Below are 20,132 nucleotides of genomic sequence, written 5' to 3'. Positions count from 1 at the left end.
TCTCGCTCCCACCCGGATTGTGCTTAACCCAGGAGAAAGAAGATGGATTTGAATACTGAAGTGGACAACCTGGTCAAGGCGTCTCAAGCCTGGCTTCCGATGATCATGGAATACGGCAGCCGCGTGCTGCTGGCGGTGATCACCCTGGCCATCGGCTGGTGGTTGATCAGCAAAGTAGCGCAAAAGCTTGGCGGGTTGCTGGCGCTGCGTAACGCCGACCTCGCGCTGCAAGGGTTCATCAGCAGTCTGGCGAACATTATTCTCAAGGTTTTGCTGGTAGTCAGCGTGGCATCGATGATCGGCGTGGAAACCACCTCGTTCGTCGCGGCCATCGGTGCGGCGGGTCTGGCCATCGGTCTGGCCTTGCAAGGTAGCCTGGCGAACTTCGCTGGCGGCGTGCTGATTCTGTTGTTCCGCCCGTTCCGCATTGGTGACTGGATCGAAGCCCAAGGTGTTGCCGGCACTGTCGACAGCATCCAGATCTTCCACACTGTGCTGCGTACCGGCGATAACAAAACGATCATAGTGCCTAACGGTAACCTGTCGAACGGCATCATCACCAACACTAACCGTCAGCCGACGCGCAAAGTTGTGTTTGATGTGGGGGTTGATTACGAAGCGGACCTGCAGAAGGCCCGTCATGTTTTGCTGGACCTGGCCCAAGACGAGCGTGTTTTGGCTGACCCGGCACCTCAGGCAGTGATTTCTACTCTGGGCGACAGTTCGATTACTGTTTCCCTGCGGGTGTGGGTCAAGACGGCGGATTACTGGGATGTATTGTTCATGTTCAACGAACAGTCTCGTGATCGATTGAAAACTGCCGGTATCGATATTCCGTTTCCACAGCGGGTGATTCGAGTGGTTCAGGAGTCTGCGGTGCAGTAAGTAACAAACAGGCAACAAAAAAGGCCCATCCGAAGATGGGCCTTTTTGTTTGTTACCGCAAACTAACTGGATGCGATTACAAAATCGACAGCGGGTAGTCGACGATCACACGGAACTCTTTCACGTCGCCTTCACCTTCGTCGGCGTTAGCAAAGTGCCAAGCTTGACGGAGGCGGACGGACAGATCTTTTGCCGGGCCAGACTGAACAACGTACTTGGCTTCAAAGTTAGTTTCGTTGTGTTTGCCGTCTGCACCGTACACTGGGTCACCGTTCTCTTTACGGTACACGCTGTTCTCAGCCAGGCCGGTGCCGTCGATGTCCCAACCTTTCACGTAACGGGTCATGAAGCTTAGACCTGGAACGCCATACTCGGCCATTTTCAGGTCGTAGCGAATCTGAGCAGATTTCTCGTTAGGGGCGTTGAAGTCAGAGTACTGGATGGAGTTGGCGAGGAAAATCGAGTCGCCGCCACGGTTGTTCTTGCCCACACCGATGTAGTCGAACGGAGTGTCACCGTTAACCTTCTGGAAGGCGACGGTAATGGTGTGTGCTTTCAGGAACGAGAAAGCGGCTGCCAGGGAGAAGGTGGTGTTGCTGATATCACCGGCTTTGGCATCACCAGTGTCTTTGGTGTTGTAGATGTTACCGTCCAGGTTCAGCGACTCATCGCCACCAAACGGGATGGTGTAGTTCAGGTTGGCGTAGTACTGGTTCCAGATTTCGTCCAGCTTGGCGCCGTACAGGGATGCCGTCAGGTTGTCGGTAAAGCCGTACTTGCCACCGAAGTAGTCGATCTTGTTGGCTTCTACACCGGCGTAGGTTGCCCACAGGTCGCCGTCACGGGCGTTTTTGTCCTGGCTGCTACCCGAGTAAAAGTGACCGGCTTCGAGGTCAAGGTCTTTGATTTCGCTGCTCTGCAGTTGGAAGCCGGTGGCAGTTTGCGGCAGGATACGGGAGCCACCAATAGCGAACACTGGCGAAGTGCTTGGCTGCATGTCACCGAATTTCAGCTCGGTTTTGGAGACACGCATTTTAACGGCGCCGCCGGCTTTACCCTGGCTGTCGTTGACTTCGCGATGACCGCCGGCATTTCGGGTGTCGCTACGGCTCATGTTGCCGGTGCCACCGGTGCCGTCGCCACCGTCCAGCTTGATTGCCAGGTAGCCATACGCATCAACGCCGACACCGATCAGACCCTGGGTGTAACCGGAGCTGAAGTTGCCCCAAATGCCCTGGGTCCAGTCTTTTTGGTCGTTGGCGCCATCTTTGTTATCACGGTTGAAGTAGTAGTTGCGAAGCAGCAAGTCGAACTTGGCGTCTTCAACAAAACCTTTGGCTTCAGCCTGGTCACTTACAAAAGGTGCGGCCGTAGCCATTTGGGTGCTGGCTGCTGCTGCAACTGCCAGTGCGATCATGCTCCACTTCATCACGCGCATCGTGATTTGCTCCTTTGGTTTTTAGAAGAGTACTGCCGTCCCACCTGATTTATTATCTGGGCGGCTCTTTCTTTTTGTGTCGGCGCAAACTTATATCACGCCGACCATGTTGGCGATACTTGCGCATCTAACCTTGCAGCTTCTTTACGACCCTGTCGCAAACGGCTTGGTAGATGTCGCAAATTTACAGCCTCGACGCAAGCGGACTGACAACTTTTAGCGTTGTTTTCCAGGGCCTGAGCATCGGTAAAAAGAGTCCCTGGTGAAACGCTTGAATCTCCATCGGGCAACCCTGCCACTGTTTTTATTTGCCTTAAGGCTTCCACTTCCAGCGGACGCTTTAGAGGCGATGTGGGTGTGAATGCAACAAGCGTGCACAAATCAGAATCTTGCTGGTTTTTTTTCTGAATGCTTGCCTGTCGCTGTAAAAACCTCATAAAACCGGGGTGTTCAAGCACGTTTTGTTCGGGCTTGACGCGATGGTTTGCATCGTGTTGTACCCTCGTGGTCGACTGCGTGACAACCCCAAACGTTACCGGTTCACCCCGCCAGTGAGTAAATGGCGGATACCTGACCGACTCAGCGTAGACGCAGTGTGCGGTTTTGGTGCAAAAAATTTTAATCGCTGTACTGAATTCATACAGTGCGGCCGTTTGCCAAATTCGAACGCGTCGTTGTTTATCAGTCAGTTCGGCGCTTTCCGTGTGGCTATTGGTTCTGTAATGGTGCGTCCTGAACGAAAACGACTCATGTCGGGGCGCCTGACCGCTCGTTTGTAGTTTCTCGGGTTGGTTTCGACCGTGGTTCGTCGTGAAGCCAGCGGCGTTCGCAGGTATGCTGCCGTCCTGTCGCTTGGTGCGCCGTCTCTCGAGATGGACGCTAAGCTGAAAAATGATGACCAGGCGGGAGTGCGCGCAGTGTTCGCTTTAGATCCACGGCTTCAACAAGACACGTTACCGATCGGGGATTTCCCACTCTGCCGGTTACTGCTGTCCAATGATTCGAACTACCCCTGGTTCATTCTGGTGCCACGTCGCGACGATATCAGTGAGATATTTCAGTTGGATGTCGCAGATCAACAGCAGCTGTGGCAGGAAACGACCGCACTGGCGGAAATGCTCAAGGACTCGTTTGACGCGGACAAGTTGAATGTCGCGGCCTTGGGTAACGTCGTCAGTCAGTTGCACATGCATGTGATTGTGCGCAAGCGTGAGGACGCCGCCTGGCCGGCGCCGGTCTGGGGTCAACACCCAGCCAAGCCTTATGGCTCAGAGCAGATCGCGTTGATTCGCGAGCGGTTGCGCCTGGTATTGACCGATGATTTTACGTTTCTGGAGGGTTGAATCATGAGCCTGGAAGATCGCGTTACCGATCTGGAGAGCCAGCTGGCGTTTCAGGATGACACCATCCAGGCATTGAGTGATGTGCTGGCGACGCAGCAGCGTGCGGTTGAGCGCCTGCAACTGCAAATGGCCGCCTTGCTCAAGCGGCAAGAGGAAATGGCCGGTCAGTTCGAGACGTTTGAAGAAGAAGCGCCACCGCCGCATTACTGAGTGTGACCAACAGACGGGCAATAAAAAACCGCGAACAGCCAGGCTGTTCGCGGTTTTTTTTAGCCTTGGATCAGCGACGCGGCAGTGCGGCGATCACATCTTCGGCTTGCAGGCCTTTGTCACGATTCATGACGGAGAACTCCACGCGCTGGCCTTCGACCAGAACGCGATGACCTTCGCCACGAATGGCCCGGAAATGCACGAAAATATCGTCGCCGGAATCACGGGAAATAAAGCCGAAGCCTTTGGAGGTGTTGAACCACTTGACGGTGCCGGTATCGCGGTTGCTCATGTCATAGCTTGGCGAGGCAACGGCCGGTGAAGATTTGTAGAAGCTGATGGCCAGGTGCAGAAGAACGGCAATCAGGGCAGCGACCAGGCTGAACAGAACGGCAGGTTGACCGGCAATGACAGGCATCGGCGCGATCAGCGTCAGGGTTTGCAGGACGACGGTCAGAACCAGCAGGGCGCTGACCAGGTTTTGCAGTTGATGACGCGGGCCTTTGTTCCAGTAGGGGATAACAGGAGCGAGGGTGAGGTTGAGCAGGCCGAAAAAGGCCAGGTACAGCGCATCGGGTTGTTGCAGGTAAGGTACGGCTTCGGATCGCAGGCTAGGGATGAAGGACAGCAGCAAGGCTGCTGCGCCCATTAGCAGGTGGACAATTTTCAACATTTTGAGTAACTCACGTTAAGACGGATCACAAGGAAGAGCTGATGGAGCACGGTTCGCTTCAGAACAATAAGAGGCGTTGGACACGTACCCGGTATCAGCCTATGCGCAGCCCCCGGAAAATAGGCGGTAGCGACACACTGCCTATTTAACAGCAAAGCCTGCGGCTACTCAAATCAGCCAGTCCAGCGGTGCCCTGAGGGTCGATTTGTCGCAGCTATCTGGAGAATCCGGGCTGCGGGGTGCCGGCAGGCTTGCTAGAGTGGTCCTGCACCTGTTGGATGAATTTCATCACCTTTAGGGGAAACGCATGGCAATCGATATCGGTATCAGTGAAGAGGATCGCAAGTCCATCGTCGACGGACTTTCGCGCCTGCTGTCGGACACTTATGTACTTTATTTGAAAACCCATAACTTCCATTGGAACGTCACCGGTCCGATGTTTCGGACTTTGCACTTGATGTTCGAGGAGCAATATAACGAGTTGGCCCTGGCCGTCGATTCGATTGCCGAGCGCATTCGCGCCCTCGGGTTTCCTGCGCCAGGCGCCTATTCCATTTATGCTCGACTGTCTTCTATTAAAGAAGAGGTCGGCGTGCCCAGCGCCGAAGACATGATCAAGCAACTGGTCGACGGGCAAGAGGCGGTCACACGTACTGCACGCGGGATATTCCCTCTGCTCGACAAGGTCAGTGACGAGCCAACAGCTGACCTCCTGACCCAGCGGATGCAAGTCCACGAGAAAACCGCGTGGATGCTGCGCTCCCTGCTGGATCAGTAACAATGTCGGTGCGCGGATGGCGCCCATGAGGTGTTGTTCGCGCCCTGTCTTCTCGTGACTTTAAATGCCTTTCCATTGAATGATATTGCACCTAGGTGTGTAGGAAATTGACTGGACTAGGACGGTCTCCATGATCGCCCTTCAGTTGTTGGCTTATCCTACGTTGATGGTCATAAAGTCATCTGGATATAACTTTGCGCCTGCGCTTTTATAGAGAAACAGCTTGTTGCTCTTATAAAAAAGCAAGGATGGCAAAGGAGTGTCAACGATATGGATTACGAAGACAGGAGAAGCGAGGTGAGGGTCGGTCCGGTCAAGGAGATAAGGATCGATCCATTTGTCAGCGAATTTGATATGGGCCTGGCCCAGCCTTTATCCCGGTCAGTGCGGCTGAATGGCTTTGCAACCTGTTTGCGGCTTGAACAGGTCTACTGGGATATTTTGGGTGACATGGCCAAGGTCAACTGCTGTACGGTCAGTGCGCTGTTGTCCCATGTGGACCGCGAGGTGCATTTACGTCACGGCGGGGTCAAGAACTTCACCGGGCTGGTGCGGGTTGTGTGCGTCGTGCACAGCCTGAAGGAAGGCGGCTGCGTCGCCATGCCTTAGCCACAAGGGGTGGAATGGGTAGAGTGTCGGTCTGTGCAGTCTTACGGCTGCACAGGCTGCATTTAATGGATATAATCCCGCTCTTTGCCGCAAAACCCAGCGTGTGCGGTAGCAATCTGATCGCCGAGACAACCCCCATGCCGATGTACGACTATCAATGTGCTTCCTGTGGTCATCAGTTGGAAGCCATTCAAAAGATCAGCGCAGCACCGCTGGTCGACTGCCCTGCCTGCCAGGCGCCAGAGCTTAAGAAGATGCTGTCCATGCCGGGCTTCCGCCTTAGCGGCACCGGCTGGTACGAAACCGATTTCAAGACCGGTTCCAAGAAGAATCTGGCCGGCGGCGACAAAGCTGACTAGGGTCTTGGACCTGAGTTGAACCACACGTGCGAGCTCTTGCATCATCTGGCGCCTTTCTAAAGGGCGGGGCTGTTGCAGGTTCTCCAAATGAATTTCGAATTACGAGAAGTGAAACTACGACCATGATGCGCAGCCATTATTGCGGCCAACTGAACGAAAGCCTGGAAGGCCAGGAAATTACCCTTTGCGGATGGGTTCACCGTCGCCGTGACCACGGTGGGGTGATTTTCCTCGATATCCGTGATCGTGACGGTCTGGCCCAGGTGGTGTTCGACCCGGACCGCGCTGAAACCTTCGCCGCCGCCGATCGCGTGCGCAGCGAATACGTGGTCAAGGTCACCGGCAAGGTTCGCCTGCGTCCGGCCGGTGCCGGCAACGCCAACATGGCGTCGGGCATGATCGAAGTGCTGGGCTACGAACTGGAAGTACTGAACGAAGCGGAAACCCCGCCGTTCCCGCTCAACGAGTTCTCCGACGTCGGCGAAGAAACCCGTCTGCGTTATCGCTTCATCGACCTGCGTCGTCCGGAAATGCTCGAGAAGCTGCGTCTGCGTTCGCGCATGACCACCAGCATCCGTCGTTATCTGGACGAGAACGGCTTCCTCGACGTCGAGACGCCGATCCTGACTCGCGCTACCCCGGAAGGTGCTCGCGATTACCTGGTGCCGAGCCGTACTCACGCCGGTTCGTTCTTCGCCTTGCCGCAATCGCCGCAGCTGTTCAAGCAACTGTTGATGGTTGCCGGCTTCGATCGCTACTACCAGATCGCCAAGTGCTTCCGCGACGAAGACCTGCGTGCCGACCGTCAGCCTGAATTCACTCAGATCGACATCGAAACCAGCTTCCTCGATGAAAAAGACATCATCGGTATCACCGAAGGCATGATCCGCAACCTGTTCAAGGAAGTGCTGGACCTGGAATTCGGTGAGTTCCCGCACATGACCTACGAAGAGGCCATGCGTCGTTACGGTTCCGACAAGCCGGACCTGCGTAACCCGCTGGAACTGGTTGACGTTGCCGATCAACTGAAAGACGTCGACTTCAAGGTGTTCAGCGGCCCTGCCAACGACCCGAAATGCCGCGTTGCCGCTCTGCGCGTTCCAGGCGCGGCGAGCATGCCGCGCAAGCAGATCGACGACTACACCAAGTTCGTCGGCATCTACGGTGCCAAGGGCCTGGCGTACATCAAGGTCAACGAGCGCGCCAAAGGCGTTGAAGGTCTGCAATCGCCGATCGTCAAGAACATCCCTGAAGCCAACCTCAATGTGATCCTTGATCGCGTTGGCGCGGTTGACGGCGACATTGTGTTCTTCGGTGCCGACAAAGCCAAGATCGTCAGCGAAGCCCTGGGCGCGCTGCGGATCAAGGTCGGTAACGATCTGAACCTGCTGACGTGCGAGTGGGCACCGATGTGGGTTGTCGACTTCCCGATGTTCGAAGAGAACGACGACGGTAGCTTCACTGCCTTGCACCACCCGTTCACCGCGCCGAAGTGCACCCCGGAAGAACTGGAAGCCAACCCGGCGACCGCTCTGTCCCGTGCCTACGACATGGTCCTGAACGGCACCGAGCTGGGTGGCGGTTCGATCCGTATCCACCGCAAGGAAATGCAACAGTCGGTATTCCGTCTGCTGGGTATCAGTGAAGCGGAACAGGAAGAGAAATTCGGCTTCCTGCTTGACGCCCTGAAATACGGCGCGCCGCCGCACGGTGGTCTGGCCTTCGGTCTGGACCGTCTGGTGATGCTGATGACCGGCGCCCAGTCGATCCGTGAAGTGATTGCCTTCCCGAAAACCCAGAGCGCCGCTTGCGTCATGACTCAGGCCCCGGGTGTGGTAGATGCCAAGGCATTGCGCGAACTGCACATTCGTCTGCGCGAAACGCCTAAAGCTGAGTAAGGCTGACCAGAAGGGCGCATCTTCGGATGCGCCCTTTCTTTTATAGAGTGGTCGAGATTTTTGTTTGCTGGCTGGCGCCTCATGGTGCGGCGGGCAATGTTTCAAAGAGAATTCGGAGCGAGATATGGCGGGTCATTCCAAGTGGGCGAACATCAAGCACCGCAAAGAACGTCAGGATGCCAAGAAGGGCAAGATTTTCACCAAGTGGATTCGTGAACTGACCGTTGCTGCCCGTCAGGGCGGTAGTGATCCGGGTTCCAACCCGCGTTTGCGTCTGGCGCTGGACAAGGCCCTCGGCGCGAACATGAGCCGCGACATCATTGATCGCGCGGTCGCCCGCGGCGCCGGTGCTGCCGACACCGACGACATGGTCGAACTGACCTACGAAGGCTACGGCCCGGGCGGCGTGGCGGTGATGGTCGAGTGCATGACCGACAACCGCAATCGCACCGCCGCCGCTGTTCGCCACGCGTTCAGCAAGTGCGGCGGCAACCTCGGTACGGACGGTTCGGTGGCCTATCTGTTCGAGCGCAAGGGGCAGATTTCCTTCGCACCAGGCGTTGACGAAGATGCGCTGATGGAAGCGGCGATGGAGGCCGATGCCGATGACGTGGTGACCCACGAAGACGGCTCCATCGACGTATTCACCTCGTTCGCCGGTTTCTACTCAGTGCGTAATGCGCTGGAAGCGGCCGGTTTCAAAGGTGATGACGCGGAAATCGTGATGTTGCCGACCACCAGTGCCGAACTGGACCTGGAAGGCGCCGAGAAGGTTCTCAAGCTGATCGACATGCTTGAAGACCTGGATGACGTGCAGAACGTCTACTCCAACGCGGACATTCCAGAGGCAGTCGCCGCACAGCTCGGATAAGGGTGACTAAGATCTAATGTGGGAGCTGGCTTGCCTGCGATGCCATCACTTCGGTCTGTCTGATACACCGAGGTGATGCCATCGCAGGCAAGCCAGCTCCCACAATTGTTATTCGCTGTATTGAATATCGTGCTCTTACCTAACCCGCAGGCGTTATGACTTTAATTCTTGGTATCGACCCCGGTTCGCGCATTACCGGTTATGGCGTAGTGCGTGATACCGGGCGTGGTTGCGTTTACGTGGCGTCGGGCTGCATTCGCACAGGTTCCGGCGAGCTGCATGAACGCCTGCAAATCGTCTATCGCGGCGTGCGCGAAGTCATCCAGACCTACGGCCCGGTGACCATGGGGATCGAAAAGGTCTTCATGGCGCGCAACGCCGACTCTGCGCTGAAACTTGGCCAGGCCCGCGGCGCAGCCATCGTTGCCGGGGCGGAAGAAAGCCTGGAAATCGCTGAATACACCGCGACGCAGGTCAAGCAGGCGGTGACCGGGACCGGCGCGGCGAATAAAGAGCAGGTGCAAATGATGGTCATGCACATGCTGAAACTGACCAGCAAGCCGCAAATCGATGCCTCGGACGCCCTGGCCATTGCCATTTGCCATGCTCACACCCGTTCCAGCCTGTTACCCCATGGCCTGGGTACGGCACGCAGTCGTGGCGGGCGCCTGCGTCTCTGATAGCATCAGCAATCAATTTTTTATGGAGCGAGGGTTTTGCGCCTGTGTCGTCGGCGCAAAACCCTTGTTCTGTCAGTCGCCAGCACTGATCTGGCCAACGCTCAAGGATCTGAAACGTGATTGGACGCTTGCGCGGAACACTGGCTGAGAAACAGCCGCCGCACCTGATTCTGGATGTAAACGGTCTGGGGTATGAGCTGGAAGTGCCCATGACCACGCTTTATCGCTTGCCGTCGGTCGGTGAGCCGCTGACCTTGCACACCCATTTGGTCGTACGCGAAGACGCGCAGTTACTCTATGGCTTCTTCGGCAAGCGCGAGCGAGACTTTTTTCGCGAGTTGATCCGTCTCAATGGTGTGGGGCCGAAATTGGCCCTGGCCCTGATGTCGAGCCTGGAAGTCGATGAGCTGGTCCGTTGCGTGCAGTCCCAGGACACCTCGGCACTGACCAAGGTGCCGGGCGTGGGCAAGAAGACTGCCGAGCGTTTGCTGGTGGAACTCAAGGATCGCTTCAAGGCCTGGGAAACGGTGCCGGCGATGTTCGCGTTGGTGCCAAACCAGCCGGGTGGGCCAGATGCGCCAGCTCCGGTTGCCACCGCCGAAAATGACGCGGTCAGCGCGCTGATCTCCCTGGGCTACAAGCCGCAGGAAGCCAGCAAGGCGATTTCCGCGATCAAGGAGAAAGGTTTGAGCAGTGAAGACATGATTCGTCGTGCCCTGAAGGGAATGATCTAAGTGATTGAAGCTGATCGTCTGATTACCGCCACACCTGGTCCTCGTGACCGCGAGGAAGTCCAGGACCGGGCGATTCGTCCTGTCAGCCTGGCCGAGTACATTGGCCAGCCGACCGTTCGCGAGCAAATGGAGTTGTTCATCCAGGCGGCTCGTGGGCGCAATGAATCCCTGGACCACACGCTGATTTTCGGCCCGCCGGGTCTGGGTAAAACCACTCTGGCCAACATCATCGCCCAAGAAATGGGCGTGTCGATCAAGAGCACCTCGGGCCCTGTGCTTGAGCGCCCGGGTGATCTGGCTGCGCTGCTGACCAATCTTGAGCCACACGACGTGCTGTTTATCGACGAAATCCATCGGCTCTCGCCGATCGTCGAAGAAGTGCTGTACCCGGCCATGGAGGATTTCCAGCTCGACATCATGATCGGCGAAGGGCCGGCCGCGCGCTCGATCAAGCTTGATCTGCCGCCGTTCACCCTGGTCGGTGCAACGACCCGTGCCGGCATGCTGACCAATCCGCTGCGCGACCGTTTCGGGATCGTCCAGCGCCTGGAGTTCTACAACACCGCCGACCTAGCAACGATTGTCAGTCGTTCGGCTAACATCCTCGGCTTGCCGCTGGACCCGGAAGGCGCCTTCGAAATCGCCCGCCGTGCCCGTGGTACGCCGCGGATCGCCAACCGCTTGCTGCGCCGGGTTCGGGATTTCGCCGAAGTTCGCGCCAAGGGCCACATCACCAAACCGATCGCCGACCTGGCCTTGAACCTGCTGGATGTCGACGAGCGTGGTTTCGATCACCAGGATCGACGTCTGTTGTTGACCATGATCGAGAAGTTCGACGGTGGGCCGGTCGGGGTCGATAGCCTCGCTGCAGCCATCAGTGAAGAGCGTCACACCATTGAAGACGTGCTTGAGCCGTACTTGATCCAGCAGGGCTACATCATGCGTACGCCGCGGGGGCGAGTGGTGACCCGGCATGCGTACCTGCACTTCGGTTTAAACATCCCGTCACGATTGGGCGAGATGCCCGTGGTAGACGAGTTCCTCGATGCCGTGGACGATTAGTAACCTTTGCGCGCTGATTTATTCGGGGTTTGTGCGGTCCTAGGACCGTACTTTCGCCAGAAAGCCGTGAATCAATGAAAAACAGTTGCCTGGCCGGATTGGCAACCTGAGGAGTAAGCACTAGAGTATGCGCGCGCAAAACGGGCTTGAGCCTTTCGCACATCGTTGTCGCGTTTATTACGAGGACACCGATGCGGGCGGCATCGTGTATTACGTTAATTACCTCAAGTTTATGGAACGGGCTCGAACCGAGCGGCTCCGGGAGCTGGGCTTTGCCCAATCCCAGCTTGCAGGGGAGGACCTGTTGTTCGTCGTGCATTCCAGCGAAGCGCGTTACCACGCGCCGGCGCGACTGGACGACGAGCTGCTGGTAAGCGCTGAAGTAATCGAATTGAACCGTGTCAGCCTGCGCTTCAAACAGCAGGTCAGGCGAGCCACGGATAATGCGCTGCTCTGCGAAGGGCAGTTTTTGGTGGCCTGTGTGCGCACTAACAGTTTGAAACCCCGGGCCATTCCCGAAGCTCTACGTGCGGCCTTTGCCGACGTGAGCGGCGCGGGTACACACTCAAAGCAGGAGATAAAGCGTGGAAGCTAACGTCGTCGACCATTCCTCCATGTGGAGCCTGGTCAGCAATGCCAGTATCGTGGTGCAACTGGTAATGCTGATCCTGGTAGCCGCATCGGTGACCTCATGGATCATGATCTTTCAGCGCAGCAATCTGCTGCGCGCCGGTCGACGTGCCCTGGAGAGCTTTGAAGAGCGCTTCTGGTCGGGTATCGACCTGTCCAAACTCTACCGTCAGGCCGGCAGCAACCCTGATCCGGATTCGGGCGTAGAGCAGATCTTCCGTGCCGGTTTCAAGGAATTCTCCCGTCTGCGCCAGCAGCCAGGCGTTGACCCGGAAGCGGTCATGGAAGGCGTGGCCCGCGCCATGCGCGTCGCCATTTCCCGCGAAGAAGAAAAGCTCGAGCAGAGCCTGCCGTTCCTCGCGACCGTAGGTTCCGTCAGCCCGTACATCGGTCTGTTCGGTACCGTCTGGGGGATCATGAACTCCTTCCGTGGTCTGGCAACTGCCCAGCAAGCGACGCTGGCCACTGTGGCTCCAGGTATCGCCGAGGCACTGATTGCAACCGCGATCGGTCTGTTCGCCGCCATCCCGGCCGTTATCGCTTACAACCGTTTTGCTGCTCGCAGTGAAACCCTGCTGGGCCGTTACTACACCTTCGCCGATGAATTCCAGGCGATCCTGCACCGCAAAGTGCACACCAGCGAAGAATAAGCAGGTAATTTCCAATGGCTTTAATCGCTCGAGCTCGCAAAAAGCGCAAGCCGGTTGCCGAGATGAACGTGGTGCCTTACATCGACGTGATGCTGGTACTGCTGGTCATCTTCATGGTGACCGCTCCGATGCTCAATCAGGGCGTGAAAGTTGATCTGCCCAAGGTTTCCAGCGAAGCCTTGCCGCAGGACAACAACACTCAGGTCCTGACCATTTCGATCAAGGCTGACAAGACCTATTACTGGAACCTTGGCAGCGAAGTCGACACTGAAAAGCAGCAGGACAAGGCAATGACCTTGCCGCAGATGACTGACGCCGTGACCAAGATCATTCGCGCCGGTACTGAAGGCGGCAAGCGTACCCAAGTGTTCATCCGCGGCGACAAGACCGTTGATTACGGTTCCGTCATGGGCGCCATGGGCGGGTTGCAGAAAGCCGGGGTCGGTAACGTTGGCTTGATTACCGAGGCACCCTGATGCAGCAAATGCGAGAGCCGTCCGCCTCGGAAAGCTACTTCTGGCCTAGTGTCCTGGCGATTGTCTTGCACGTGCTGGTGTTCGGCATGCTGTTCGTCAGTTTTGCCTTCACACCAGAACTGCCGCCGGCCAAGCCGATTGTCCAGGCGACCCTGTATCAACTGAAATCGAAAAGTCAGGCGACCACCCAGACCAATCAGAAGATTGCGGGTGAGGCGAAGAAATCTGCCGCGCGTCAGACCGAAGTCGAACAGATGGAACAGAAAAAGATCGAACAGGAAGCGATCAAGGCCGCGGAACAAAAGAAGGAAGATGCGGCTCAAAAAGCCGAAGAATCCAAGAAGGCCGACGAGACGAAGAAAGCGGATGAGGCAAAAAAGGCTGATGAAGCCAAGAAAGCCGATGAAGCGAAGAAGACTGCCGAAGCCAAAAAGGTCGAAGAGAAACAATTGGCTGATATAGCCAAGAAGAAGTCTGAAGAAGAAGCCAAGAAAGCGGCTGAAGAAGAGGCCAAGAAAGCGGCCGCTGAAGAAGCGAAGAAAAAGATCGTCGAAGACGCGAAGAAGAAAGCCGCGGAAGACGCCAAGAAGAAATCTGAAGCTGAAGACGCGAAGAAGAAAGTCGCCGAAGACGCGAAGAAGAAAGCTGCTGCCGATGCTGCGAAGAAAAAATCGCAGGAAGCGGCACGTAAATCCGCCGAAGACAAAAAGGCTCAGGCCTTGGCAGATTTGCTTTCCGACACGCCGGAGCGTCAGCAGGCCTTGGCGGATGAGCAGGGTGACGAAGTCGCCGGTAGTTTCGATGATCTGATCCGTGCTCGTGCAGCGGAAGGTTGGGCTCGTCCACCTTCGGCCCGCAAAGGCATGACAGTCGTGTTGCAAATCGGCATGTTGCCGGACGGTACGGTGACTTCGGTCAGCGTCGGCAAGTCCAGTGGCGATGGTCCATTTGACGCTTCTGCTGTAGCAGCGGTGAAGAATATTGGACGTTTGACAGAAATGCAGGGAATGAAGCCGAGCGATTTCGCTCCGTATCGTTCATTCAAGATGACATTCACACCTGAGGATCTAGCCTTGTGAGAAACCTTCTTCGAGGAATGCTTGTCGTTATCTGCTGCCTGGCAGGGATAGCGGCAGCTGATGAAAAAAACATTCTGGTCACCAGCGGCAGTGATCGGGCCACCCCGATCGCAGTCGTTCCGTTTGGCAACCAGGGCGGCAGCGTGCTGCCGGACGACATGGCCGAAATCATCGGTAACGACCTGCGCAACTCGGGTTACTACTCGCCGATTCCAAAACAGAACATGATCAGCCAGCCAAGCCAGGCCAGCGAAATCATCTTCCGTGACTTCAAGGCGCTGGGTGCCCAGTACGTCATGGTCGGCAGTATTGCTCCTGCAGGCGGTCGCCTGCAGGTCCAATACGCACTGTTCAACGTCGCCACCGAGCAGCAAGTGCTGACCGGCAGCGTGTCGGGCAGCGTCGATCAACTGCGCGACATGTCGCACTACATCGCGGACCAGTCGTTCGAAAAACTCACCGGTATCAAAGGTGCGTTCTCGACTCGTCTGCTGTACGTGACGGCTGAGCGTTTCTCCGAGAAGAACACTCGCTACACGCTGCAACGTTCGGACTATGACGGTGCCCGTGCTGTGACCCTGCTGCAATCGCGCGAGCCGATCCTGTCGCCGCGTTTCGCACCGGACGGCAAGCGCATCGCTTATGTGTCGTTCGAGCAGAAGCGTCCGCGTATCTTCATGCAGAACATCGACACCGGTCGCCGTGAGCAGATCACCAACTTCGAAGGCCTGAATGGCGCGCCAGCATGGTCGCCTGATGGCAATCGTCTGGCATTCGTACTTTCGAAAGATGGTAACCCGGACATCTACGTGATGAACCTGGGTTCGCGTCAGATTACGCGTGTCACTAACGGTCCTGGCATCAACACCGAACCGTTCTGGGGTAAAGATGGTTCGACCATCTACTTCACCTCGGACCGTGGCGGCAAGCCGCAGATCTACAAAACCAGCGCAGGCGGTGGTGGTGCGGAACGTGTGACCTTTATCGGTAACTACAACGCCAACCCTAAACTTTCGGCTGACGAAAAGACCCTGGTGATGATCCATCGTCAGGAAGGTTTCACTAATTTCAAGGTGGCGGCCCAGGATTTGCAGCGCGGAAGCGTAAAAATCCTCACTGAGAGCACTCTGGACGAGTCGCCTACTGTTGCGCCCAACGGCACCATGGTAATCTACGCCACCCGCCAGCAGGGCCGGGGAGTCTTGATGCTCGTGTCCATTAATGGACGCGTAAGGCTCCCGCTTCCTACCGCACAAGGCGAAGTCAGAGAACCTTCCTGGTCCCCTTACCTGAACTGACGCGGCGCTACACGTTGTACTTAACACACTGGGGTTCATTAGGAGTTTCACGATGGAAATGCTGAAGTTTGGTAAATTTGCTGCGCTGGCTCTGGCCATGGCTGTAGCTGTAGGTTGCTCGTCCAAAGGCGGCGACAATGCCGGTGAAGGCGCTGTAGATCCAAACGCTGGTTACGGCGCAAACACTGGTGCAGTTGACGGCTCCCTGAGCGAAGAAGCTGCTCTGCGCGCAATCACCACTTTCTACTTCGAATACGACAGTTCGGATCTGAAGCCAGAAGCCATGCGCTCCCTGGACATTCACGCCAAAGACCTGAAAGCAAACGGCGCTCGCGTTGTTCTGGAAGGCAACACCGACGAACGTGGTACTCGTGAGTACAACATGGCACTGGGCGAGCGTCGTGCGAAAGCCGTTCAGCGTTACCTGGTACTGCAAGGTGTTTCCCCAGCTCAGCTGGAACTGGTTTCCTACGGCGAAGAGCGTGCAGTTGCTACCGGCAACGACGAGCAGTCCTGGGCTCAAAACCGTCGCGTCGAACTGCGTAAGTAATTCGTCATGCGAACGTGCCGTCGTGCTGTAACTGTTTTGGCTCTCAGCCTCGCACCGCTTGCGGTGTGGGCTGCGGTTCCTGTGGTCGATAACGACTCCGGCTATAACAATAGCGGGACTAGTAATCCGCCTGCGGGTTACGGTACGAACGGCTCCTATGCCGGGGGAGGGGTTTCGGCCCCTGTCTCGGCACAGGGCGAGCTGTTCAACCAACTGCAATCGATGCAGGAGCAGATCTCGCGCCAACAAGGCATCATCGAAGTTCTGCAAAATGATGTAGCGCGCATGAAGCAAGAGAACCTGGAGCGATATCAGGATCTTGATCGGCGCATAGGAACCGGCGTTGCACCAGCCGCGACTCCTGATAATTCTTCCACCGGTGGCAGTTTGAATGCCCCCGGTGCGGCAGTGGGCGCAGCCGCAGGAGCGGCAGCCGCTCAGGCACCTGCCGCGGGTAGCGAACCGGCTGATCCGGCGAAGGAAAAACTGTATTACGATGCAGCCTTCGACCTGATCAAAGCCAAGGATTTCGACAAGGCCAGCCAGGCTTTTGCCGCATTCCTGCGCAAGTACCCGAACAGTCAGTACGCGGGTAATGCCCAGTACTGGTTGGGCGAAGTGAACTTGGCCAAAGGCGATCTGCAAGGTGCGGGTCAGGCTTTTGCCAAGGTTTCACAGCTGTACCCCAAGCATCCAAAAGTGCCTGATTCGCTGTACAAGCTGGCTGATGTAGAGCGCCGCCTTGGTCACCCCGACAAGGTCAAAGGCATTCTGCAACAGGTTGTGTCGCAATACCCGGGCACTTCCGCTGCTCAGCTGGCTCAGCGTGATCTGCAGAAAATGTAAGGCTGCTTGACCTGTTTCGAAGAAACCCGCGCTTGTCGCGGGTTTTTTCGTTAGAATTCACGCCCTTTTTATGAAACACGCTTTTTGGGATCTGCGCGGTGGCGGGGTTCCTTGAAGTGCCTGACGGAGGCGGACAGCCTGTTTAGCTGTTATGCCCGTGGCGACTATGCAAGACACATTGAGAATCACCGAAGTTTTCTACTCGTTGCAGGGTGAAACGCGGACTGCCGGGCTGCCCACTGTTTTTGTGCGTCTGACCGGTTGCCCATTGCGTTGCCAATACTGCGACAGCGCTTATGCATTCACTGGCGGCACCATTCGCACGCTCGACGACATTCTTGAGCAAGTGGCTGGTTTTCGTCCGCGTTACGTCTGTGTCACCGGCGGCGAGCCGTTGGCACAACCCAACGCCATCCCATTGCTCAAGCAGTTGTGTGACGCCGGTTACGAGGTCTCGCTGGAAACCAGCGGCGCCCTGGATATCTCGGCGGTCGATCCACGGGTCAGTCGCGTCGTCGACCTGAAAACCCCGGGTTCGAAAGAAGCCCATCGCAACCGCTACGAGAACATCGAACTGCTCACGCGCAACGATCAGGTGAAGTTCGTCATCTGCTCGCGAGAAGACTATGACTGGGCCGTGTCCAAGCTGATCCAGTACGGTCTGGATCAGCGCGCCGGTGAAGTCCTGTTTTCGCCAAGTCACCATGACCTCAATGCACGGGACCTGGCTGACTGGGTGGTGGCGGACAACCTGCCAGTGCGTCTGCAATTGCAGTTGCATAAATATCTGTGGAATGACGAGCCGGGGCGCTGAAATGACTGAACAACTGAACACTGCTGAAAAACGTGCGGTCATCCTGCTGTCCGGCGGCCTCGACTCCGCGACCGTTGTGGCCATGGCTCGTGCTGAAGGCTACAGCTGCTACACCATGAGCTTCGACTACGGTCAGCGGTCTCACGCCGAATTGCACGCCGCCGAACGTGTCGCCCGAGACTTGGGTGTTATCGAACACAAGGTCATCGGTCTGAACCTGAATGGCATCGGCGGTTCTGCACTGACCGATAGCAGTATCGATGTGCCGGAAGTGGCGGGCGAAGGCATCCCGGTAACTTACGTGCCGGCGCGCAACACGGTGTTCCTGTCCCTGGCTCTGGGCTGGGCTGAAGTGCTGGGCGCGCGTGACATCTTTATTGGTGTGAACGCCGTGGATTACTCCGGATACCCAGACTGCCGTCCCGAGTTCATCGAGTCTTTCGAGCGCATGGCCAATCTGGCGACCAAGGCCGGCGTAGAGGGGCTGGGCTTTCGTATTCAGGCACCACTGCAGAACCTGAGCAAGGCGCAAATTGTCCAGGCAGGCGTGAAGCTGGGTGTTGATTACGGGCTGACTGTTTCCTGCTATCAGGCCGACGATAATGGCCGCGCATGCGGCAAATGCGACAGCTGCCGCCTGCGTGCAGAAGGCTTTGCGGCAGCCGGAATCAGCGACCCAACACCTTATTTTTGATTTATTTCAAATTAGGTGTTGAATAGTCCTTAAAAATCAGTATTATACGCGCCACCACACAGCGGGTCGTTAGCTCAGTTGGTAGAGCAGTTGGCTTTTAACCAATTGGTCGTAGGTTCGAATCCCACACGACCCACCATTTTTGTAGCAGTTTTAAAAGTCTGGAAGGCCCACGCAAGTGAGGATTTCCGGATTTTTTTTTGCCCGCGATTTGAGCTCGCCCAGTTCCGGGCTGCAACCCGTGACGCAGGTCAGAATCATCTTTTGCATCCACGGGATATTCTGTAGCCTTGCGCAGCTTCAACGTTGTCCATGCCTGATGATACTCACTCTCCCGGCGGTACCCTGAAGGGTCCGGAGCCGGGTGTATACTCGACTTTCGCGCGAAAGCGCCTGCAGGTCTTGCGAACATGACGCAGATTTCCGAACGCCTTCTGGTTCAAGCCCACCTCGACGCCAAGCAGCCCAAGCCGCTGACTGCCGAGGAGGAGGCCTATTACCGTGCCGCCATCGCTGCCGAGCTCAAGGCTCAGGATGCGGTGCTGGTTGCTCACTTCTATTGCGATCCGGTTATTCAGGCCCTGGCCGAAGAAACCGGTGGTTGCGTCTCCGACTCGCTGGAGATGGCCCGCTTCGGCAATGCTCATCCGGCCAAGACCGTGGTGGTCGCCGGTGTGAAGTTCATGGGCGAAACCGCCAAAATCCTCAACCCTGAAAAACGCATCCTGATGCCAACCCTGGAAGCGACTTGCTCGCTGGACCTGGGTTGCCCGGTGGACGAGTTCTCGGCGTTCTGTGATCAGCACCCGGAGCGTACCGTGGTGGTGTATGCCAACACGTCGGCGGCGGTCAAAGCCCGGGCGGATTGGGTGGTGACTTCAAGCTGCGCGCTGGAGATCGTCGAAAGCCTGATGGATAACGGCGAAACCATCATCTGGGGGCCGGATAAACACCTGGGCACCTACATCCAGCGTCAGACCGGCGCGGACATGCTGCTGTGGGACGGTGCCTGCATCGTTCACGAGGAGTTCAAGTCCAAGCAGCTCGAAGACATGAAGGCGCTGTACCCGGATGCAGCGATTCTCGTGCACCCGGAGTCGCCGACGGCGGTGATCGAGTTGGCGGATGCCGTCGGCTCCACCAGTCAGTTGATTGCGGCAGCCCAGAGCCTGCCAAACCAGACCCTGATCGTCGCCACCGATCGCGGCATCTTCTACAAGATGCAGCAGCTGTGCCCGGACAAGGTCTTCATCGAAGCGCCAACGGCCGGTAACGGTGCAGCATGCCGCAGTTGCGCACATTGCCCATGGATGGCGATGAATACCCTTGAGCGCACGCTCAAGAGCTTGAAGGAAGGGACTAACGAGATATTTGTCGATCCCGCGCTGATTCCACAAGCGATTCGGCCGCTCAAGCGCATGCTCGACTTCACCCAGGCCGCGCGGATGAAATTAGCCGGCAACGCCTGAGATCTGTCAGCTAGTTGCAAAAAACTGTGGGAGCGAGCTTGCTCGCGATAGCGGTCTGTCAGTCACATACATGTTGACTGAAACGC

24 protein-coding genes and 1 tRNA gene are annotated in these 20,132 nt (G+C 56.9%); 22 read left to right on the top strand and 3 right to left on the bottom strand.

The features are described from left to right. Positions 1-42: 42 nt before the first annotated feature. Positions 43-885, top strand: coding sequence for a mechanosensitive ion channel family protein (locus tag WLY71_RS10430; RefSeq protein WP_347803488.1), 843 nt, complete (start codon positions 43-45; stop codon positions 883-885). A 76-nt stretch (positions 886-961) separates the two neighbouring features. On the opposite strand, the gene WLY71_RS10425 is transcribed toward WLY71_RS10430, so the two are convergent. Together WLY71_RS10425 and WLY71_RS10420 are read right to left on the bottom strand one after the other, a co-directional pair. Continuing rightward, positions 962-2,323 (bottom strand): OprD family porin, encoded by a 1,362-nt coding sequence (locus WLY71_RS10425; RefSeq protein ID WP_347803487.1) that lies wholly within the window; start codon positions 2,321-2,323, stop codon positions 962-964. A 95-nt stretch (positions 2,324-2,418) separates the two neighbouring features. Further along, a complete protein-coding gene (locus tag WLY71_RS10420; RefSeq protein WP_347803486.1) occupies positions 2,419-2,781 on the bottom strand; it encodes a hypothetical protein in 363 nt (120 codons plus the stop codon). A gap of 459 nt (positions 2,782-3,240) precedes the next feature. Between WLY71_RS10420 and WLY71_RS10415 the strand changes: the two genes are divergently transcribed. Both WLY71_RS10415 and WLY71_RS10410 read left to right on the top strand, forming a co-directional pair. Continuing rightward, positions 3,241-3,666 carry an HIT domain-containing protein gene (locus WLY71_RS10415; protein WP_347803495.1) on the top strand — a complete coding sequence of 142 codons (426 nt, stop codon included), beginning with the start codon at positions 3,241-3,243 and terminating at the stop codon, positions 3,664-3,666. 3 nt (positions 3,667-3,669) lie between these two features. Then, the gene (locus WLY71_RS10410) at positions 3,670-3,876 is read left to right on the top strand and encodes a SlyX family protein (RefSeq protein ID WP_056741397.1); all 207 of its coding nucleotides are present in this window, start codon (positions 3,670-3,672) and stop codon (positions 3,874-3,876) included. 70 nt (positions 3,877-3,946) lie between these two features. On the opposite strand, the gene WLY71_RS10405 is transcribed toward WLY71_RS10410, so the two are convergent. Further along, positions 3,947-4,549: a cold shock domain-containing protein membrane protein gene (locus WLY71_RS10405; RefSeq protein ID WP_347803485.1), complete on the bottom strand. Its 603-nt coding sequence runs from the start codon at positions 4,547-4,549 to the stop codon at positions 3,947-3,949. A 307-nt stretch (positions 4,550-4,856) separates the two neighbouring features. On the opposite strand from WLY71_RS10405, the gene WLY71_RS10400 reads away from it, so the two are divergent. The 19 genes from WLY71_RS10400 to nadA all read left to right on the top strand — a co-directional run bounded on the left by WLY71_RS10400 (position 4,857) and on the right by nadA (position 20,046). Next, the gene (locus WLY71_RS10400; protein ID WP_140676806.1) at positions 4,857-5,327 is read left to right on the top strand and encodes a Dps family protein; all 471 of its coding nucleotides are present in this window, start codon (positions 4,857-4,859) and stop codon (positions 5,325-5,327) included. 270 nt (positions 5,328-5,597) lie between these two features. Next, a complete protein-coding gene (locus WLY71_RS10395) occupies positions 5,598-5,936 on the top strand; it encodes a ribbon-helix-helix domain-containing protein (protein ID WP_347803484.1) in 339 nt (112 codons plus the stop codon). Between the two features lie 137 nt (positions 5,937-6,073). After that, complete coding sequence (locus WLY71_RS10390; protein WP_010457489.1) at positions 6,074-6,295, top strand: FmdB family zinc ribbon protein; 222 nt, start codon at positions 6,074-6,076, stop codon at positions 6,293-6,295. 122 nt (positions 6,296-6,417) lie between these two features. Continuing rightward, positions 6,418-8,193: an aspartate--tRNA ligase gene (aspS, locus tag WLY71_RS10385; protein WP_347803483.1), complete on the top strand. Its 1,776-nt coding sequence runs from the start codon at positions 6,418-6,420 to the stop codon at positions 8,191-8,193. Between the two features lie 124 nt (positions 8,194-8,317). Continuing rightward, the gene (locus tag WLY71_RS10380) at positions 8,318-9,064 is read left to right on the top strand and encodes a YebC/PmpR family DNA-binding transcriptional regulator (protein ID WP_149628447.1); all 747 of its coding nucleotides are present in this window, start codon (positions 8,318-8,320) and stop codon (positions 9,062-9,064) included. A gap of 155 nt (positions 9,065-9,219) precedes the next feature. Then, positions 9,220-9,744 carry a crossover junction endodeoxyribonuclease RuvC gene (gene ruvC, locus WLY71_RS10375; protein WP_008147379.1) on the top strand — a complete coding sequence of 175 codons (525 nt, stop codon included), beginning with the start codon at positions 9,220-9,222 and terminating at the stop codon, positions 9,742-9,744. 116 nt (positions 9,745-9,860) lie between these two features. Next, positions 9,861-10,478, top strand: a complete 618-nt coding sequence (ruvA, locus tag WLY71_RS10370) for a Holliday junction branch migration protein RuvA (RefSeq protein WP_007897033.1) — start codon at positions 9,861-9,863, stop codon at positions 10,476-10,478. Beyond that, positions 10,479-11,540, top strand: coding sequence for a Holliday junction branch migration DNA helicase RuvB (ruvB, locus tag WLY71_RS10365; RefSeq protein WP_046049660.1), 1,062 nt, complete (start codon positions 10,479-10,481; stop codon positions 11,538-11,540). A 127-nt stretch (positions 11,541-11,667) separates the two neighbouring features. Continuing rightward, positions 11,668-12,135 (top strand): tol-pal system-associated acyl-CoA thioesterase, encoded by a 468-nt coding sequence (ybgC, locus tag WLY71_RS10360; protein ID WP_054044992.1) that lies wholly within the window; start codon positions 11,668-11,670, stop codon positions 12,133-12,135. Then, on the top strand, positions 12,125-12,820 hold the full coding sequence (gene tolQ, locus WLY71_RS10355; protein WP_008147369.1) for a protein TolQ: 696 nt from the start codon (positions 12,125-12,127) through the stop codon (positions 12,818-12,820). The genes ybgC and tolQ overlap by 11 nt, the downstream gene beginning before the upstream one ends. Positions 12,821-12,843: 23 nt before the next feature. Further along, positions 12,844-13,296 carry a protein TolR gene (tolR, locus tag WLY71_RS10350; protein WP_161807482.1) on the top strand — a complete coding sequence of 151 codons (453 nt, stop codon included), beginning with the start codon at positions 12,844-12,846 and terminating at the stop codon, positions 13,294-13,296. Next, positions 13,296-14,375 carry a cell envelope integrity protein TolA gene (gene tolA, locus WLY71_RS10345; protein ID WP_347803482.1) on the top strand — a complete coding sequence of 360 codons (1,080 nt, stop codon included), beginning with the start codon at positions 13,296-13,298 and terminating at the stop codon, positions 14,373-14,375. Before tolR ends, tolA begins: the two co-directional genes overlap by 1 nt. Then, entirely contained in the window at positions 14,372-15,673 is a 1,302-nt protein-coding gene (gene tolB, locus WLY71_RS10340) for a Tol-Pal system beta propeller repeat protein TolB (protein WP_425589919.1), read from the top strand. Before tolA ends, tolB begins: the two co-directional genes overlap by 4 nt. A 52-nt stretch (positions 15,674-15,725) precedes the next feature. Further along, positions 15,726-16,223, top strand: a complete 498-nt coding sequence (pal, locus tag WLY71_RS10335) for a peptidoglycan-associated lipoprotein Pal (protein WP_131059800.1) — start codon at positions 15,726-15,728, stop codon at positions 16,221-16,223. Positions 16,224-16,229: 6 nt separating this feature from the next. After that, positions 16,230-17,069 (top strand): tol-pal system protein YbgF, encoded by an 840-nt coding sequence (ybgF, locus tag WLY71_RS10330; protein WP_347803480.1) that lies wholly within the window; start codon positions 16,230-16,232, stop codon positions 17,067-17,069. Between the two features lie 166 nt (positions 17,070-17,235). Then, positions 17,236-17,883, top strand: coding sequence for a 7-carboxy-7-deazaguanine synthase QueE (gene queE / locus WLY71_RS10325; protein WP_129437837.1), 648 nt, complete (start codon positions 17,236-17,238; stop codon positions 17,881-17,883). A 1-nt stretch (position 17,884) separates the two neighbouring features. Continuing rightward, positions 17,885-18,577: a 7-cyano-7-deazaguanine synthase QueC gene (gene queC, locus WLY71_RS10320; RefSeq protein WP_347803479.1), complete on the top strand. Its 693-nt coding sequence runs from the start codon at positions 17,885-17,887 to the stop codon at positions 18,575-18,577. A 63-nt stretch (positions 18,578-18,640) separates the two neighbouring features. Then, positions 18,641-18,716 (top strand) — tRNA-Lys (locus WLY71_RS10315). Positions 18,717-18,987: 271 nt separating this feature from the next. Then, on the top strand, positions 18,988-20,046 hold the full coding sequence (nadA, locus tag WLY71_RS10310; RefSeq protein WP_347803478.1) for a quinolinate synthase NadA: 1,059 nt from the start codon (positions 18,988-18,990) through the stop codon (positions 20,044-20,046). Positions 20,047-20,132: the final 86 nt, after the last annotated feature.

Source organism: Pseudomonas rossensis (genome assembly GCF_039888995.1).
GTDB classification, from domain to species: Bacteria; Pseudomonadota; Gammaproteobacteria; order Pseudomonadales; family Pseudomonadaceae; genus Aquipseudomonas; species Aquipseudomonas rossensis.
This window is presented reverse-complemented; position numbering and strand designations above follow the sequence as displayed.